General features: G+C 43.0%; 18 protein-coding genes and 1 pseudogene. 16 read left to right on the forward strand and 3 right to left on the reverse strand.

All coding sequences use genetic code 11. The annotated features are described in order from the left end of the window. Positions 1–7 precede the first annotated feature (7 nt). The 16 genes and pseudogenes from ACVPON_RS07855 to rpsR all read left to right on the forward strand — a co-directional run bounded on the left by ACVPON_RS07855 (position 8) and on the right by rpsR (position 13,820). Complete coding sequence (locus tag ACVPON_RS07855; protein WP_462877918.1) at positions 8–1,138, forward strand: N-acetyldiaminopimelate deacetylase; 1,131 nt, start codon at positions 8–10, stop codon at positions 1,136–1,138. Positions 1,139–1,292: 154 nt separating this feature from the next. Continuing rightward, the gene (locus ACVPON_RS07860) at positions 1,293–1,835 is read left to right on the forward strand and encodes a 5-formyltetrahydrofolate cyclo-ligase (RefSeq protein ID WP_462877920.1); all 543 of its coding nucleotides are present in this window, start codon (positions 1,293–1,295) and stop codon (positions 1,833–1,835) included. After that, on the forward strand, positions 1,816–2,493 hold the full coding sequence (locus ACVPON_RS07865; protein WP_462877922.1) for a rhomboid family intramembrane serine protease: 678 nt from the start codon (positions 1,816–1,818) through the stop codon (positions 2,491–2,493). The genes ACVPON_RS07860 and ACVPON_RS07865 overlap by 20 nt, the downstream gene beginning before the upstream one ends. Before the next feature lie 231 nt (positions 2,494–2,724). After that, a pseudogene (locus tag ACVPON_RS07870) lies at positions 2,725–3,023 on the forward strand (IS30 family transposase); the annotation flags it as partial. A 151-nt stretch (positions 3,024–3,174) separates the two neighbouring features. After that, positions 3,175–3,363 (forward strand): 50S ribosomal protein L28, encoded by a 189-nt coding sequence (gene rpmB, locus ACVPON_RS07875; protein WP_001140948.1) that lies wholly within the window; start codon positions 3,175–3,177, stop codon positions 3,361–3,363. Between the two features lie 494 nt (positions 3,364–3,857). Then, positions 3,858–4,223 carry an Asp23/Gls24 family envelope stress response protein gene (locus ACVPON_RS07880; RefSeq protein WP_462878058.1) on the forward strand — a complete coding sequence of 122 codons (366 nt, stop codon included), beginning with the start codon at positions 3,858–3,860 and terminating at the stop codon, positions 4,221–4,223. Positions 4,224–4,225: 2 nt separating this feature from the next. Then, entirely contained in the window at positions 4,226–5,890 is a 1,665-nt protein-coding gene (locus ACVPON_RS07885) for a DAK2 domain-containing protein (RefSeq protein ID WP_462878060.1), read from the forward strand. Positions 5,891–6,417: 527 nt separating this feature from the next. Next, on the forward strand, positions 6,418–7,425 hold the full coding sequence (locus ACVPON_RS07890) for a LacI family DNA-binding transcriptional regulator (protein ID WP_462878062.1): 1,008 nt from the start codon (positions 6,418–6,420) through the stop codon (positions 7,423–7,425). Positions 7,426–7,581: 156 nt separating this feature from the next. Beyond that, a complete protein-coding gene (locus ACVPON_RS07895) occupies positions 7,582–8,490 on the forward strand; it encodes an ABC transporter permease (protein ID WP_462878064.1) in 909 nt (302 codons plus the stop codon). A 10-nt stretch (positions 8,491–8,500) separates the two neighbouring features. Continuing rightward, positions 8,501–9,388, forward strand: a complete 888-nt coding sequence (locus ACVPON_RS07900) for a carbohydrate ABC transporter permease (RefSeq protein ID WP_462878065.1) — start codon at positions 8,501–8,503, stop codon at positions 9,386–9,388. 67 nt (positions 9,389–9,455) lie between these two features. After that, complete coding sequence (locus tag ACVPON_RS07905; protein WP_462878067.1) at positions 9,456–11,081, forward strand: ABC transporter substrate-binding protein; 1,626 nt, start codon at positions 9,456–9,458, stop codon at positions 11,079–11,081. Positions 11,082–11,094: 13 nt separating this feature from the next. Continuing rightward, a complete protein-coding gene (locus tag ACVPON_RS07910; protein ID WP_462878069.1) occupies positions 11,095–12,459 on the forward strand; it encodes a glycoside hydrolase family 32 protein in 1,365 nt (454 codons plus the stop codon). Between the two features lie 41 nt (positions 12,460–12,500). After that, positions 12,501–12,677 (forward strand): hypothetical protein, encoded by a 177-nt coding sequence (locus tag ACVPON_RS07915; RefSeq protein WP_462878071.1) that lies wholly within the window; start codon positions 12,501–12,503, stop codon positions 12,675–12,677. Positions 12,678–12,751: 74 nt separating this feature from the next. Then, a complete protein-coding gene (gene rpsF / locus ACVPON_RS07920) occupies positions 12,752–13,042 on the forward strand; it encodes a 30S ribosomal protein S6 (RefSeq protein WP_067086996.1) in 291 nt (96 codons plus the stop codon). A gap of 11 nt (positions 13,043–13,053) precedes the next feature. Further along, positions 13,054–13,548, forward strand: a complete 495-nt coding sequence (locus ACVPON_RS07925; protein ID WP_462878073.1) for a single-stranded DNA-binding protein — start codon at positions 13,054–13,056, stop codon at positions 13,546–13,548. A 32-nt stretch (positions 13,549–13,580) separates the two neighbouring features. Beyond that, complete coding sequence (gene rpsR / locus ACVPON_RS07930; protein ID WP_002939250.1) at positions 13,581–13,820, forward strand: 30S ribosomal protein S18; 240 nt, start codon at positions 13,581–13,583, stop codon at positions 13,818–13,820. An 86-nt stretch (positions 13,821–13,906) separates the two neighbouring features. Here the strand turns inward: rpsR and ACVPON_RS07935 are convergent, their stop codons facing one another. The 3 genes from ACVPON_RS07935 to ACVPON_RS07945 form a co-directional block, all read right to left on the reverse strand. Beyond that, positions 13,907–14,605, reverse strand: coding sequence for a LiaF domain-containing protein (locus tag ACVPON_RS07935; protein WP_462878080.1), 699 nt, complete (start codon positions 14,603–14,605; stop codon positions 13,907–13,909). 84 nt (positions 14,606–14,689) lie between these two features. Next, positions 14,690–15,343: a DUF1129 domain-containing protein gene (locus ACVPON_RS07940; RefSeq protein WP_462878082.1), complete on the reverse strand. Its 654-nt coding sequence runs from the start codon at positions 15,341–15,343 to the stop codon at positions 14,690–14,692. Positions 15,344–15,363: 20 nt separating this feature from the next. Then, positions 15,364–15,824: magnesium transporter CorA family protein (locus ACVPON_RS07945; protein ID WP_462878084.1), on the reverse strand; the 461-nt coding region annotated here is incomplete at its 5' end.

Genomic DNA, 15,824 nt, shown 5'->3' on the forward strand with positions numbered 1-15,824 from the left:
AAATACGATGCTTGATTTAATTGCGATAAGACGAGCTCTGCACCAAATTCCCGAATTAGGAATGGAAGAGTTTAAAACCCATGCTTTCCTTATGGAAATTCTTGAGGGGCTTTTAAAGGACTGCCCGTTTGCCCAGATTCGCATATGGAAAACAGGGATTCTGGTTTATTTGACAGGAACAGAGGGACAAAAAACGATTGGCTGGAGAGCCGACATTGACGGTTTACCAATTGCTGAGGAAACAGGGCTTGATTGCACCTCAACCCATATAGATCGGATGCATGCCTGTGGTCATGATTTTCACATGACCATTGCGCTTGGAATACTAGAGCAACTGGTGGCTAAACAGCCTCGACATAACCTGCTCTTTTTGTTTCAACCGGCAGAAGAAAATCTTGCAGGAGGCATGCAGATGTATGAAGCAGGTGCCTTTGGGACTTGGTTACCAGATGAATTTTACGGCTTACATGTGCGACCTGATTTGAAAGTAGGACAGATTGCGACCAATCGTGGGACCTTATTTGCAGGGACTTGTGAGGTTAGGATTCGCTTTATCGGCTGCGGTGGTCATGCTGCCTTTCCGCATACGGCAAATGATGCCTTGGTAGCTGCGAGCTACTTTGTTACACAAGTACAGACCATTGTTAGCCGGAATGTCGATCCAATTGAGGGTGCGGTGGTGACCTTTGGTTCTATGCATGCAGGCACAACCAATAACGTCATTGCAGAAACGGCATTTTTACATGGGACTATCCGTGCGTTGACTCAGGATATGAGCCTCTTGGTTCAAAACAGGGTGCGCGAAGTGGCACAGGGAATTGCAGCTTCCTTTCATCTTAAAGTAGAGGTTGAATTGAATCAAGGTGGCTATTTGCCTGTGGAAAATCATCCTCGATTGGCAGATGAATTGATGACCTATTTTGAAGCGATACCTGAGGTGGAGGTTATCGATTGTCCTCCTGCGATGACAGGAGAGGATTTTGGCTATCTCCTTAGCAAGGTGCCAGGTGTCATGTTTTGGCTTGGAGTGGATACACCTTACCCTTTGCATAATCCTCGCCTAAATCCCAAAGAAGAAGCCATTCCTTTTGCGGTGGAACATTTGACCACCTTCTTACGTCATAAGGCAGAAGTGTAGCAAATAGGCAAAAAATAGACGCATAAGACTAGGACGCCTAAAGGATTGCGTTCATGTTACTAGAAGGTGTTTACAGGAAACCATTGCGCATGAGTAGGAGGTAATCTGGACGGAGCGCCTTGGTTTGCTTTGTATAGTTGAGGAAGATAAGTAGATGAAAAAATCAAGCATTCGCACAGCTATGCTGACTCGCTTAAAAGCTTTGTCTGCGCAGGAAAGACAGGCATGGAGTGAGTGGTCTTGCCAAGCGATTGGTGAATTAGTAGTGTATCAAGAAGCACGGACGATTGCAACCTTTTTATCGATGCCCCATGAAGTGGACACGGCACATCTGATTGAACAAGCACAGTGCGATGGCAAGCGGATTCTTGTCCCTAAAACCTACGGCAAGGGGCGCATGGCTTTTGTGGTATACGATGCAGGGGATCTGTTGCTCACTTCCTATGGGATCTGGGAGCCACAGTCGGATCTAGTGGTAGACCCATCAGAAATTGATTTAATCCATGTACCGGGGCTTGCTTGGAATGCAGAGGGCTATCGGATTGGCTACGGCGGTGGTTTTTACGACCGCTATTTGGAGGATTATCTAGGTGTGACCATCAGCACTATCTATGATTTCCAGCGCTGTGACTTTATTGAAGAAGAGTTTGATCAAGCAGTAAGAGAGGTTCTATGTTATGAAAAAAATGTTTCATAAGTCTTATCCTGTGACCAATACCTTGTTATTGGTGACCGCCTTAGTCTTTGTGACCATGCAGATTCTACGTTTTGGAGAGGCAACGACGTCACAGACGATCTATGACTTTGGTGGTCTGTATGGCCTTGCTGTAAAATTGGATCCGAGCCAGCTATGGCGCTTGGTTTCACCGATTTTTGTCCATATTGGCTGGGAGCATTTTTTCTTCAACAGTATGACGTTGTATGTTTTTGGTTATCAACTGGAAGAAATCTTTGGTTCGTACCGCTTTTCTTTCCTCTATCTGTTATCAGGAATTATGGGCAATATTTTTGTGTTCTTTCTGACCCCTGGTGTGGTCGCAGCAGGGGCTTCCACCTCTTTATTTGGTCTTTTTGGCGCAATGATTGTTCTTAGATACTATAGCTCGAATGCGTATTTACAGCTTTTAGGACAGCGTTATATTGGCTTGCTTCTTATCAATCTTGCCCTCGGTTTCTTTAATCCTGAAATCAGTCTTGCAGGCCATGTCGGTGGACTAGTTGGGGGTGCCTTGGCAGGAGTATTTTTACCTACCTTAGCGGAACCTTACTTATTCACTACTCAACAGAAACGACGGGTTCTTTTGCTCTATATTATGGTGGCAGTAGGCTTGGTTTTGCTCAGCCTGAGCCTATGACTTCAAACAGTTGTGAAATCACACGAGGAAGTGTTTCTCAGCTTCAAGACAGGCTGAAACGGCCAATAATACTCCATAAACATCAAAAGTAGACTAGCTTTCACAATTAAGAATTGTGAAGGGTTGGAAATGAGAGTAGCGCTACTCATTTCCTTATCATCGAAGCCGAAGGTAGAATTAGCGTTCACCAAAGCAAGTTGACGAAGTATCCTTTTGACTTTTAAAGAGTATAAGGCTGTTAAGAACTTCCTGCATCAGTATCCTATTTGCTCGGACAATGGATAGGAGTTCGGTCACTTATCAGACCTAAAAGGTGTAGCTGTCTATTTTGCCCATCCTTATTCTTCTCATGAAAGAGGAACAAACGAGAATTTCAATGGTCTCTTGAGAGAGTTTCTTTCAAAGGTAACCTACTCACGACAGAAGAACTCCATCACTAGGTCTCTGCTATCAGGAATAGACCGAGACGAATTCACAAGTATAAAACCGCCCGTTTTTTGTTTGGGCTAGCCCAAACACCTGTTTTTTAGTCTACTATCGAACCTGTTGCACTTGACTTGACAAGTGGCTTGTTAAAAAATTTAGAAGTTCTTCTTGCCAAGAGTGGTATTTTTTGGTAGAATGGGTAAGTATGTGGTGCTAGCACATCCGTAATATTTGATCAAATGAGGAGGAATACACATGGCTAAAGTATGTTATTTTACAGGGCGTAAAACTGTATCAGGAAACAATCGTTCACATGCAATGAACCAAACAAAACGTGCGGTAAAACCAAATCTTCAAAAAGTAACTGTTTTGATTGATGGAAAACCGAAAAAAGTTTGGGCTTCGGCTCGTGCACTTAAATCAGGTAAAGTTGAACGTGTTTAAAAAATAGGTCCGATTTGGACCTTTTTTCTTTGGATCTACAAATGGAAAGAGGTAGGAGTTAGCATCTTGCTCTTTTGCTATTCAATATAGTTGTTTCGTTTACTTTTAGTACTAGGCAAGGAGCTGCAGGCTGCTTCAACAGTCTAAGGACTGTTGAAGGTTGGAAATCATACTGACGATAGTCAGTAACAATCGTAGAGTACGGTAAAGCGAGTTCCCATCATCTTCTAGATGATGGGAAGTTGGAAATAAGGAAACGGAGTTTCCACAATCCTTGAAGTAATAAAAGTTAAACTAAATGAGTATAAAACAGGGAGTGGGGAGGCTTAGTCCTTCTCTTTCTTGTATCTGAAACGGAGATATTTCAGCTTTTTGTGAGATGTAGAATCATGAGCAGGGGAGTTTGATTTCCTATCTGTTGTCACAGCCTAGTTTTTTACAGTCATGAAAAATTATGGTAGAATAGAGTGATAAAATGATTTGAGGTAGAAAAAATGACGGTTAAAATCAATACAAAAGATGGCCAGATTGAACTAACAGATGATGTCATTGCGACAGTTGTTGGTGGTGCTACAACGGAGATTTTTGGCGTTGTTGGTATGGCGAGCAAATCTGCGATTAAGGATAACTTTCAAGCGCTTCTTGGAAAGGAAAATTATGCTAAGGGTGTTGTGATTAAAACGACCGAAGAAGGGCATATTGCAGTTGATGTTTACACTGTGATGAGTTACGGTGTGAAGATTAGTGAAGTTTCACGCAATATTCAAGAACGTGTGAAGTTTAACTTAGAAAATCAGTTAGGTATCGCAGCAGATACAGTCAATATCTATATTCAAAATATCAAAGTCGTAGGAGAATAACGGTGTCTAAAATTACAACTAGTTTATTTCAAGAAATGGTGCAGGCTGCATCTACTCGCCTGAATAAACAAGCAGAATATGTCAATTCATTAAACGTCTTTCCTGTTCCAGATGGAGATACAGGTACCAATATGGGCATGACGATTACCAATGGTGCTAAAGAGGTATCTGATAAACCGGCTAGTACGGTTGGTGAAGCGGCTCAGATTTTGTCGAAAGGTCTTTTGATGGGGGCGCGTGGTAATTCAGGAGTTATTACGTCCCAATTATTCCGTGGTTTTGGTCAATCGGTTAAAGACAAAGAGGAATTGACAGGTAAAGACTTGGCGCAAGCCTTCCAACATGGAGTAGAAGTGGCATATAAAGCCGTCATGAAGCCGGTTGAAGGCACAATTTTGACGGTGTCACGTGGTGCAGCTACAGCTGCCTTGAAAAAAGCAGAACAGACTGATGATGCTGTCGAAGTGATGAAGGCAACCTTAGAAGGGGCGAAGCGTGCGCTTAAGAAGACGCCTGAAATGCTTCCGGTATTAAAAGAAGTTGGCGTTGTGGACTCTGGTGGTCAAGGCTTAGTCTATATTTATGAGGGGTTTCTTGCGGCGCTTACAGGTGACTACATTGCTTCTGATGATTTTGAAGCAACTCCTGCAGTGATGTCTGGCATGATCAATGCAGAGCATCATAAGTCAGTTGCAGGACATGTTGCGACAGAAGAGATCACTTTTGGTTACTGTACGGAAATTATGGTGGCGCTTCGCCAAGGACCAACCTATGTGAAGGACTTTGACTATGAGGAGTTTCGATCCTATTTGAATGACTTAGGAGATTCCCTTCTTGTAGTTAACGATGATGAAATCGTGAAAGTTCATGTCCATACAGAAGATCCTGGTCTTGTTATGCAGGCTGGTCTTCAATATGGTAGCTTGGTCAAAGTCAAGGTTGATAATATGCGTGAGCAACACGAAGCACAAGTGGAAAAAGAAGAGAGTTTCCAAAAGCCAGCTGAACAAACAGAATATGCTGTGATTGCCGTTGCAGCAGGTGAGGGATTAACGGACATTTTTAAATCACAGGGGGTTGACTATGTGATTTCAGGTGGTCAAACCATGAATCCTTCTACAGAAGATTTTATGAAGGCGATTGAATTGGTTAATGCCCGCAATGTCATCTTGTTGCCAAATAATAAAAACATTTTGATGGCGGCTCAGTCAGCGGCAGAAGTGGCAGAAGTAGCAGTCAAAGTGATTGAAACAAGAACCATTCCACAAGGGTTTACGAGCCTATTAGCCTTTGATGCAAGTCGTGACATTGAAGCTAATTTTGAGGCGATGACTGCTTCACTTGCTGATGTCAAGAGTGGAAGTGTGACAACTGCTGTGCGTGATACAAGGATTGACGGTCTTGAAATCCATGAAAATGACAATCTTGGAATGGTCGATGGGAAAATTGTAGTATCGAATCCAGATATGGTAGAGACCTTAATTGCAACTTTTGACAAGATGCTAGATGAAGATAGTGAGATTGTGACCATTTATGTGGGGGAAGAAGGCGATATAGCCTTGGCTGAAAAACTTGCTCAGGACTTGGAAGAAAAATATGAAGACATTGAGGTGGAAATCCACCAAGGTGGTCAACCAGTTTATCCATATCTGTTTAGTGTTGAGTAAGATACGAGGGCGTAAAAAAGCGACTGTACCGCAAGGGTATCCGTATCTGTAAGGCAGGCGTAGCCTGCCTTACAGATACGGCAAAATTAGGAAACATGACGAGTGAAAAGCTCCAGTGGAGGTTTTCAGCTTAATGATTCTCAGCTGCAATCGGCTAAAGCAGAAGCAGCTGCCTAACTATTTTCCGAGGTTTTAGGCTGAACTCAGTTTAATTAAGATGTGAGAGCGTTAAAAGCACAAAGTGCACTCAAGAGTATCCGTATCTGTAAAGCAGGCATAGCCTGCAACAGCTACAGCAAAATAGGAGATTGGTGAAGTGTTCTCTGAACACAAGTCAATCTATCTTTTTCGTACAGAGTTTAGGGCGTGTTCGATTAGGTAATATAGAAGAGCGAAGGAGTAAGGAAGGGCAATTCGTAGAATGCTTTCCTACTCCCTTTTTCATACTTTACTGAGAGAGCTCTTGAAAAAACTATGGAAAACGATTTCAAAACGTGTTATAATGAAGAACAGAAGGAGGGGAGTGTATGGCAGAAGTTCGGAAAAAATCAGTTACCATGAAAGATGTTGCCCAGCGGGCTGGTGTGAGTGTAGGAACGGTGTCACGCGTCATCAATCATGAACAGGGAATTAAGAAAACAACCTTGCAAAAGGTGCAGCAGGCGATTGAGGATCTGGCCTATATTCCAGATGTCTATGCGCGGGGGATGAAGACCAATCGGACAGAGACGGTAGCCTTGATTGTGCCGACCATTTGGCATCCCTTTTTTAGTGAGTTTGCCTTTTTTGTCGAAGAAGCTCTCAGCAAGAGGAACTATAAATTATTGCTCTGTAATACCGACGGGGCAAAGAAAGAGATTGAGTACCTCTCTATGTTACGGCAGAATAAGGTGGACGGCATTATTGCCATTACCTATAGTCCAATCGAAAATTATCTAGCGTCTAATATTCCCTTTGTGAGTATCGATAGGACCTATCAGGACAAGGAGATTGCCTGTGTGAGCTCGGATAACCAAAAGGGGGGAGAACTTGCAGCCCAGATACTCTTAGACAAAGGGTGCCAACATCTGGCATTTATTGGCAGTCATAATGATACGACCAATGAGACCAAGAAACGCCGTCAATTTTTTGAACAAGCAGTGCGTCAGACGGGGAGGGAGTGTTTAGCCTTTGATTTGGCAGAACCCTTTGATGATTTCTTAGAGCAGCTAGAGTTCTTTTTGTCAGAGCATCCGCAGATTGACGGGTTATTCACGATAAATGACTTTGTAGCCTTAGATACTATTCGGATTTTGGAGCAGCAGGGCAAGCGTGTCCCGGAAGATGTCCAAGTCATTGGCTATGACGGTATTCGCTTTGCCAGAGAACATGAATACCCAGTGTCTACAATCAAGCAGCCACTAGAGCAAATGGCTGAAGAAGCGGTCAATATCCTCTTGTCCATTATTCATCAAGAGGTCTATCAGCGTCAAAGTGTCTTGCCGATTTCTTATATTGAAGGAAAGACAACAAAAAATATTTCAAAAACCTATTGACAGAAAGCGCTACCAATGATAGACTATAGGTACGAGATTTATTTTTTCAAAAAAATATGAAACGTTTCAAATAAAACGAAGAGGTCTATTGAAATAGAATAGATTTCTTGTTCGAAGCAAATATGAAACGTTTCAAAAAAAGGAGGAATGATGAATATGGGAAAGGAATACTCTATCTGGAGTAGAATCAAGAAACAAAGAGTACTGTTACTGATGTTGCTTCCGGGACTTTTGCTGACCTTTGTCTTTAAGTACATTCCGATGTACGGGGTTCTGATAGCCTTTAAGGATTACAATCCATTAAAAGGTGTCATGGGAAGCGAGTGGATTGGCTTTCAAGAGTTTAGCAAATTTCTTTCTTCTCCGAACTTTGGTATCTTGCTCGGAAATACGCTGAAACTGAGTATCTATGGCTTACTGCTCGGTTTCTTGCCACCGATTCTGCTTGCAATTATGCTCAATCAGTTGCTGAGTGATAAGGCGAAGAAACGGATTCAGCTGGTTCTGTACGCCCCTAACTTTATTTCAGTCGTGGTGATTGTCGGAATGGTCTTTCTCTTCTTTTCAGTCGGTGGTCCGATCAATAGCTTCCTCTCCCTCTTTGGGATTCAGACAAACTTTTTAACGGATCCAAATGCCTTTCGACCACTCTATATTTTCAGTGGTACCTGGCAGGGAATGGGCTGGGCGTCTACCCTCTACACAGCGACCTTGGTCAATGTCGATACTTCACTGATTGAGGCGGCAAAAATGGACGGTGCCAATATCTTCCAACGTATCTGGCATATTGATTTACCAGCTTTGCGCCCTGTCATGGTAATCCAATTCGTCCTAGCAGCTGGTAATATCATGAACGTAGGGTATGAAAAAGCATTCTTGATGCAGACCTCTCTCAATTTGACCAGTTCAGAAATCATCTCAACCTATGTGTATAAAGTCGGTCTGGTTTCAGGAGACTACTCCTATTCGACAGCTGTTGGACTATTTAACGCCGTCATCAATGTCATCTTGTTGATCGCAGTGAATCAGATTGTCAAACGGATGAACAATGGTCAAGGATTGTAAGGAGAATGGAATGAACACACAACTATATACAAAATTTGACAAGCGGATGCTTGTGGTGAATAAACTCATCATTGCCTTCTTGGTCTTGATCACACTTGTTCCGATGATTTATATCTTGGTGGCTTCTTTCATGGACCCACAAGCACTCGTTAGTAAGGGGATTAGTTTTGATCCCGCTGACTGGACGATTGAGGGCTACCAGCGGGTCTTTAGTGACCAATCGATTGTCCGGGGATTTGTCAACTCCCTCTTTTATTCCTTTAGTTTTGCAGCCTTGACGGTTTTCCTATCTGTCTTGACTGCCTACCCCTTGTCGAAAAAGGATTTGGTTGGTAAAAAATGGTTCAATGCCTTTCTGATTTTCACCATGTTCTTTGGTGGAGGCTTGGTGCCGACCTACCTTCTTATCAAAGACTTAGGGATGTTAAATACTGTCTGGGCCATTATCGTGCCTGGTGCTATCAATGTTTGGAATATCATCTTGGCTCGAACCTATTTTCAAGGGATTCCAGATGAGCTATTAGAGGCAGCATATATTGATGGAGCCAATGATTTGGAAATTTTCGTCAAGATTATGCTACCACTTGCCAAACCAATCATGTTTGTCCTGTTCTTGTATGCCTTTGTAGGACAGTGGAATTCTTACTTTGATGCCATGATTTATATCAAGGATCCAAACCTAGAACCACTTCAGCTTGTCTTACGGAAAATCTTGATTCAAAGCGAACCGGGGAAAGATATGATTGGGGCTCAAGCCGCCATGAATGAATTAAAACGAATTGCAGAAATGATCAAGTATGCAACGATTGTGATTTCTAGCTTACCGCTCATTGTCATGTATCCATTCTTCCAGAAATACTTTGACAAGGGGATTATGGCTGGCTCGTTGAAGGGGTAATACTTCCTAAGACATCGATTTTAGGAAATATCATAAAATGTGTATCAATATAAAAAGGAGTTTTCTCATGAAAATGAAAACATGGATGAGTCTCAGTGCGACTCTGTTGGCGACCTCTGCTTTGGTCTTGACTGCTTGTGGTAGTAAAAATGCTGCTTCTAGCCCAGATTATGAGCTAGAAAATGTTTCTTTCCCACTGAAAGAAAAAGTGACCTTGAAATTTATGACAGGTAGTTCACCGCTTGCACCGAAAGATCCCAATGATAAGCTGATTTATCAACGCTTGGAAGAGGAAACAGGTGTTCATATTGACTGGACCAACTACTCTTCTGATTTTGCAGAAAAACGCAACTTGGACATTTCATCAGGTGATTTACCAGATGCGATTCACAATGCCGCTGCATCAGATGTTGACTTGGTCAAATGGGCAAAACAAGGGGTGATTATTCCTGTTGAGGACTTGATTGACCAATACATGCCCAATTTGAAGAAGATTTTGGATGAAAAGCCAGAATACCGTGCCTTGATAACAGCACCAGACGGTCATATCTACTCCTTCCCTTGGATTGAAGAACTGGGTGAGGGCAAAGAATCCATTCACTCCGTGAATGATATGGCTTGGATTAACACGGATTGGCTGAAAAAGTTAAACCTTAACATGCCTACTACAACAGAGGAGTTGGTGACCGTTTTAGAAGCCTTTAAGACACAGGATCCAAATGGAAACGGAAAGGCAGATGAGATTCCAATGTCCTTTGTCAATGCAGGTGGAAATGAGGACTTCAAGCTGTTGTTTGCTGCCTTTGGTATCGGAGACAATGATGACCACTTGGTTGTTGGGAATGACGGCGTGGTAGACTTCACAGCGGATAATCCAGAGTACAAAGAAGGGGTAAAATTTATCCGTCAACTGCAAGAAAAGGGCTTGCTGGACCCAGAAGCCTTTGAGCAAGATTGGAATACCTATATTGCAAAAGGTGGAGAGCATCAATACGGTGTCTATTTCACATGGGATAAGGCAAATGTATCAGGGTTTAATGATAGTTATGATGTTCTTCCTGTTCTCGCTGGTCCAAGTGGGAAAAAACATGTTGCTCGAACCAATGGAATGGGCTTCTCACGTGACCGCATGGTCATTACCAGTGCCAATAAAAACCTTGAATTAACTGCCAAATGGATTGATGCCCAGTATGCACCCCTGCAATCCGTTCAAAACAACTGGGGTACTTACGGCGATGATAGCCAACAAAATATCTTTGAATTTGACAAGGCAAGCAATAGCTTGAAACATTTACCGCTGGAAGGAACAGCACCGGGAGAGCTACGTCAAAAGACAGAAGTAGGTGGACCGCTTGCCATTTTGGACAGTTACTATGGTAAGGTAACGACCATGCCAGATGATGCTGCATGGCGTTTGGAACTCTTGAAGAAAAACTACGTTCCATATATGAGCAATGATGCAATCTATCCACGCGTCTTTATGGAAGAAGAGGATTTGGATAAATTAGCACAAATTGAGGCAGATATGAATGACTACATCTACCGCAAACGTGCAGAGTGGATTGTAAATGGCACCATTGAGAAAGAATGGGATGGCTATCTCAAGGAATTAGAAAAATACGGCTTGTCCGACTGGCTAGCAATCAAACAGAAATATTACGACAACTATTTGGAAAATCAAAAAGAGAAGTAGAGAGTGAGAGAATATGGGAGAGGTATGGAGTATTACAAAAGCGAATCGCTATATTGCGCAGCATCAGGGAGAGGTCAATCCTCTCTATAAGCCAGAACTGCATTTTTCGGCTCCAGTAGGCTGGCTCAATGACCCAAATGGCTTGGTGCAGTTTAGGGGTGAGTACCATTTGTTCTATCAATACTATCCCTATGGAACGCAGTGGGGGCCGATGCACTGGGGGCATGCCAAGAGTAAGGATTTACTACATTGGGAGCATCTTCCAGTCGCTCTTGCTCCAGACCAAGACTATGACAAGGACGGCTGCTTCTCAGGAAGTGCCATTGTCAAGGACGATAAGCTGTGGCTGATGTATACAGGGCATATTGTGGATTCAGACGGTAGCATTCGTCAGGTACAGAATATGGCTTACTCGGTAGACGGTGTTCATTTTGAAAAATTGGCTTCAAATCCTGTCGCAACAGGAGCCATTTTACCAGAAGAATTGGTGGCAAGTGACTTCCGCGATCCCAAAATGTTTGAAAAAAATGGCACCTATTATGCCGTTGTGGCTGCTAAACATCGCGATGATGTGGGGGCCATTGTTCTCCTTGAATCCCCTGATTTACTGACTTGGGAGTTTGCCTCCATTTTCCTTAAAGGGCAAGCGCATCAAGGGGTGATGTGGGAATGTCCTGATTACTTTGAGTTGGACGGTGTATCCTGTCTGGTTATGTCGCCTATGCGCTATGAAAGAAAGGGTGTCGATTATGCCAATATCAATTCGTCCGTCATCATGACAGGATGTGTGGACTGGGAACAGAAGGTCTTTCAACTGGATGCGGTCAGAGAGCTGGATCATGGTCATGACTTCTATGCGCCGCAGACTCTTGAAAATGAAGCAGGGGAACGCATCTTGATTGCTTGGATGCAGACTTGGGGACGGACCAATGTGACAGACCAACTCCAGCACAATTGGGCCTGTGCCATGACCCTGCCAAGAAGAGTAGAGTTAAAAGACGGGAGGCTTGTCCAAGAACTTCCTACCAGCGTATTGGGGCAGCTACCTGTCTTGCCTGAGCAAGGAGCGGTTCAGGTCGGAGCTTTCCAAGGGAATTGGACGGGAGGCAAGGTATTCCGTCTGGGCAGTGAGACGGACTACATCGAATTTGGCTATGATGTAGAGCAGAAAGAAGTCTATATTGACCGCAGTCACTTGAAGCTAGCCCTTCAGGGAGAAGAAGAATGGTCTACCCAACGTCGTGCTGTAGAAGCAGAAGCACCGCAGGTCTTGGTCGTGCTGGATACTAACAGTATCGAACTCTTTGTCAATGACGGTCAAGATAGTTTGACTAGTACCTATTTCTTGTCAGGTGAGCGCCACCTATCCATCCACTAGGGAAAAGGAGCGGTTTTCTCAGACTAGGGGAGCTTAAGCTGATGATTACGAAAGAGTGCTGGGAGTTGATGCTAGAAAGTCAACTCCCAGCACTTTTTGGTGGTGTAGTATCGAAAGTGGTATATGTTTGGATGAATCGTCTACAAAAATTGCTAAAAGGCGCTAAAATGAAATTCAAACGGCTGTTTTCTTGCTATTTTATGGAAAGTGAGGTATAATTGTATTTCGTGAGAAACCCTCACTTACTCATGGCTAGACCATGAGTCATTAGACCAAAAGGAGGAACATATCAATGGCTAAATACGAAATTCTTTATATTATTCGTCCAAACATTGAAGAAGAAGCTAAAAATGCTTTGGTAGCACGCTTTGACTCTATCTTGACTGACAACGGTGCAACTGTTGTTGAATCAAAAGCATGGGAAAAACGTCGTCTTGCATACGAAATCAAAGATTTCCGTGAAGGACTTTACCACATCGTAAACGTTGAAGCAACTGATGACGTGGCTCTTAAAGAGTTTGACCGTCTTTCAAAAATCAACGGCGACATTCTTCGTCACATGATTGTAAAACTAGACGCGTAAGAAGGTAGATTATGATAAATAATGTAGTACTAGTTGGTCGTATGACCCGCGATGCGGAACTTCGTTACACACCGTCAAATCAAGCTGTTGCGACCTTTACACTTGCGGTGAACCGCAATTTTAAAAATCAAAACGGTGAGAGAGAAGCGGATTTTATTAACGTGGTGATTTGGCGCCAGCAGGCTGAAAATTTGGCAAACTGGGCTAAAAAGGGTGCCTTGATAGGGATTACTGGTCGCATTCAGACCCGTAATTATGAAAACCAACAAGGGCAACGCGTTTATGTAACAGAGGTTGTTGCAGAAAATTTCCAATTGTTGGAAAGCCGTACTGCACGTGAGGGCCAAGGTGGCGGATACCAAGCTAGCAATTCATTTGCTGGGGGTAATGACTATAACTCACCGTATCAAGCGCCTGCACAATCTACACCTAATTTTGCACGCGATGAAAGCCCATTTGGATCCACCAATCCAATGGATATTTCAGACGATGATCTACCATTCTAGGTAAGGACAAATAAAATTATAAAGGAGAAAACATGGCTCAACAACGTCGTGGTGGCTTCAAGCGCCGTAAAAAAGTTGATTATATCGCAGCGAATAAAATTGAATATGTTGATTACAAAGATACTGAGCTTCTTAGCCGTTTCATTTCAGAACGTGGAAAAATCTTACCACGTCGCGTAACTGGAACTTCAGCTAAAAATCAACGTAAGGTAACAACAGCTATCAAACGTGCTCGCGTGATGGCATTGCTACCATTCGTAAATGAAGATTAAAAAAATAGCCCTTAACGGGCTATTTTTTCACGAGCCTAAAAACAAGAAAGCGAGTTAGAGGTTCGGTGGACTGTTTTTATTGAGTATTAATCTGTGTATTGAAAGGTGATGGTACCTGCAGTATTTGATCCTGTCAGATAGAGTTGATGAGTGGCTTCGTGAGGGCTTGGTGGGAGGTAGAGCTCACCGAAACCGGATTTGAGGGTTGTCACAACCTTGACATTTTTAGGAATCCGAATGCGGCAGTTTGAGAGTGTATTTTTGATGATGAGCTGGGTTGCCTCATTCTCAAACTGAGCTTCACTGAGGTCCAATTGCACATTGGCAAAGAAAGCCTTGATCGAGATAGCCTGTAGGGCAGGAGAGATAGAGTATTCGTATTTATCCGTGAAGTTGGCTTCGATGTTGAGATAATTGGCATCGCTTGTGTGTATGGTAGCAGTGGTTGCTGTTTCAAATTGCAGGAGTTTGTGGTGCTTCCTTTTCTTGTTGATACTGTGGATAGCAATTCCTAGAACAAGGAGTCCGAAAAAGAGCGGTCCGACATTAAAGCTAGTATAGGAATAAGGGATGATTTCTCGCATATAGAGGGAGGAAAAACTTAACCCAATAAAGAATAAAATGGTTTGTTTTCGTTCTACCCCTAACCAGAGAAAGGCAAGTGCCAGCAACAAGGTTAATCGGAAATAGTTGAAGATGATGTCGAGCCCAGGGAAAAAGGCAACTAGGATAAGATAAAGGGCAAATAGAATCAATAAGATTTGCCAAGAGTAGGTTTTTTTCATAGAGACCTCCAAGGTTCTTTTTTTGAAATGGAATAGGGAAGGACGATTGATGTTTGTGACTTTAGGAGTGAATCGGCTTTCCGGCTATTCGGACATTGGTTGCATGGCATTGCGAATGTTGTACTTTTTCTTAAGGAGGTAGCGAATCCCAAAGGCTACAGCACCGATGATAATCGCAAAGGCAGGTGAGACAGGAGGATTGATAGCGCTTGGAATGAGTGCTGCAAGGAAGAAGACCAGGCTCCAAGCAAGGGTAGCGAAGACGAGAAAACCGAGAGCTTTTATAAGACTAGGGCGTTTCCCTGTCTTGACTTGCTCGCGATAGACAAAATGGTACATCATATACATGCCTGCTCCAACTCCAAAACCAATGAGCAACATGGTAATAAGACCGTAGTTGACGCCTGCACCAAATGAGTTCATGGCACCGTTGACCACGCCAATAATGGCAAGGAGTAGGAGGCTAGAATCGAGCCACATAAGCCAAGGGTTCTCATTAAGCGCTTGCTCTATTTCTTCAGGCTTTCCTGTTTTGCTAGCGGCCCAATCGCTAGGTGCTCCATAGATACTGCGGGCTGTGATTCCTGCTTTTTGGTTTTCTAGAATGACGGGAAGAATTTCTTCGAGTAAGGTTTTGATTTCCACATCGTTTTTACCAGCCTTGATGAGTTGGTTGGTTGCGATATGGATAAACTCTTGATTTTTTTTGGTCAATTCCTTGATTTCTGTAAATGACATAAATACTCTCCTCTTTGGGGTTAGAACCATTTTTTTCGTAAAAAGTTAATGACGACAATCGCACTGAAGCAGGCAGAGATAAAAGCGATAATCCAAAAAGAATTAGGATATCCTCCAAAAGGCATACCAGATACAGGAACGTTCATCCCGTAGGCTGAGAAGATAACAGTTGGAATGTCAAGAGCCATCGTCATGAGTGCCAGGGTCTTCATAATCGTATTTTGATTGTTGGAAATAATCGCTGCAGATGTTTCGGTCATCGCATATAAGACATTGCCATAGATGTCTGCCATCTCAAGGGCCTGTTGGGTTTCGATTAGGGTGTCTTCTAGTAAATCTTCATCTTCTTCATATTTTTTTAAGGTGCTGTTTCGGATAGCGAGTTTTTTGACGACACGCTCATTGAGTTTAAGGGAGGCCTTTAGGTAGACAATGGACTTTTCCAACTCCATCATATCGATGACTTGCTCATTTTTTGTTG

This window comes from Streptococcus sp. 1F3, from assembly GCF_054968985.1.

What these genes read in the sequence shown, in the direction of transcription:
- ACVPON_RS07925 (WP_462878073.1), top strand. Translation starts at nt 13,054, where the DNA reads ATGATAAATAATGTAGTACTAGTTGGTCGTATGACCCGCGATGCGGAA.
- rpsF (WP_067086996.1), top strand. Translation starts at nt 12,752, where the DNA reads ATGGCTAAATACGAAATTCTTTATATTATTCGTCCAAACATTGAAGAA.
- ACVPON_RS07915 (WP_462878071.1), top strand. Translation starts at nt 12,501, where the DNA reads ATGATTACGAAAGAGTGCTGGGAGTTGATGCTAGAAAGTCAACTCCCA.
- ACVPON_RS07900 (WP_462878065.1), top strand. Translation starts at nt 8,501, where the DNA reads ATGAACACACAACTATATACAAAATTTGACAAGCGGATGCTTGTGGTG.
- ACVPON_RS07860 (WP_462877920.1), top strand. Translation starts at nt 1,293, where the DNA reads ATGAAAAAATCAAGCATTCGCACAGCTATGCTGACTCGCTTAAAAGCT.
- rpmB (WP_001140948.1), top strand. Translation starts at nt 3,175, where the DNA reads ATGGCTAAAGTATGTTATTTTACAGGGCGTAAAACTGTATCAGGAAAC.
- ACVPON_RS07895 (WP_462878064.1), top strand. Translation starts at nt 7,582, where the DNA reads ATGGGAAAGGAATACTCTATCTGGAGTAGAATCAAGAAACAAAGAGTA.
- ACVPON_RS07940 (WP_462878082.1), bottom strand. Translation starts at nt 15,343, where the DNA reads ATGTCATTTACAGAAATCAAGGAATTGACCAAAAAAAATCAAGAGTTT.
- ACVPON_RS07935 (WP_462878080.1), bottom strand. Translation starts at nt 14,605, where the DNA reads ATGAAAAAAACCTACTCTTGGCAAATCTTATTGATTCTATTTGCCCTT.
- ACVPON_RS07880 (WP_462878058.1), top strand. Translation starts at nt 3,858, where the DNA reads ATGACGGTTAAAATCAATACAAAAGATGGCCAGATTGAACTAACAGAT.
- ACVPON_RS07855 (WP_462877918.1), top strand. Translation starts at nt 8, where the DNA reads ATGCTTGATTTAATTGCGATAAGACGAGCTCTGCACCAAATTCCCGAA.
- ACVPON_RS07865 (WP_462877922.1), top strand. Translation starts at nt 1,816, where the DNA reads ATGAAAAAAATGTTTCATAAGTCTTATCCTGTGACCAATACCTTGTTA.
- ACVPON_RS07905 (WP_462878067.1), top strand. Translation starts at nt 9,456, where the DNA reads ATGAAAATGAAAACATGGATGAGTCTCAGTGCGACTCTGTTGGCGACC.
- rpsR (WP_002939250.1), top strand. Translation starts at nt 13,581, where the DNA reads ATGGCTCAACAACGTCGTGGTGGCTTCAAGCGCCGTAAAAAAGTTGAT.
- ACVPON_RS07890 (WP_462878062.1), top strand. Translation starts at nt 6,418, where the DNA reads ATGGCAGAAGTTCGGAAAAAATCAGTTACCATGAAAGATGTTGCCCAG.
- ACVPON_RS07910 (WP_462878069.1), top strand. Translation starts at nt 11,095, where the DNA reads ATGGGAGAGGTATGGAGTATTACAAAAGCGAATCGCTATATTGCGCAG.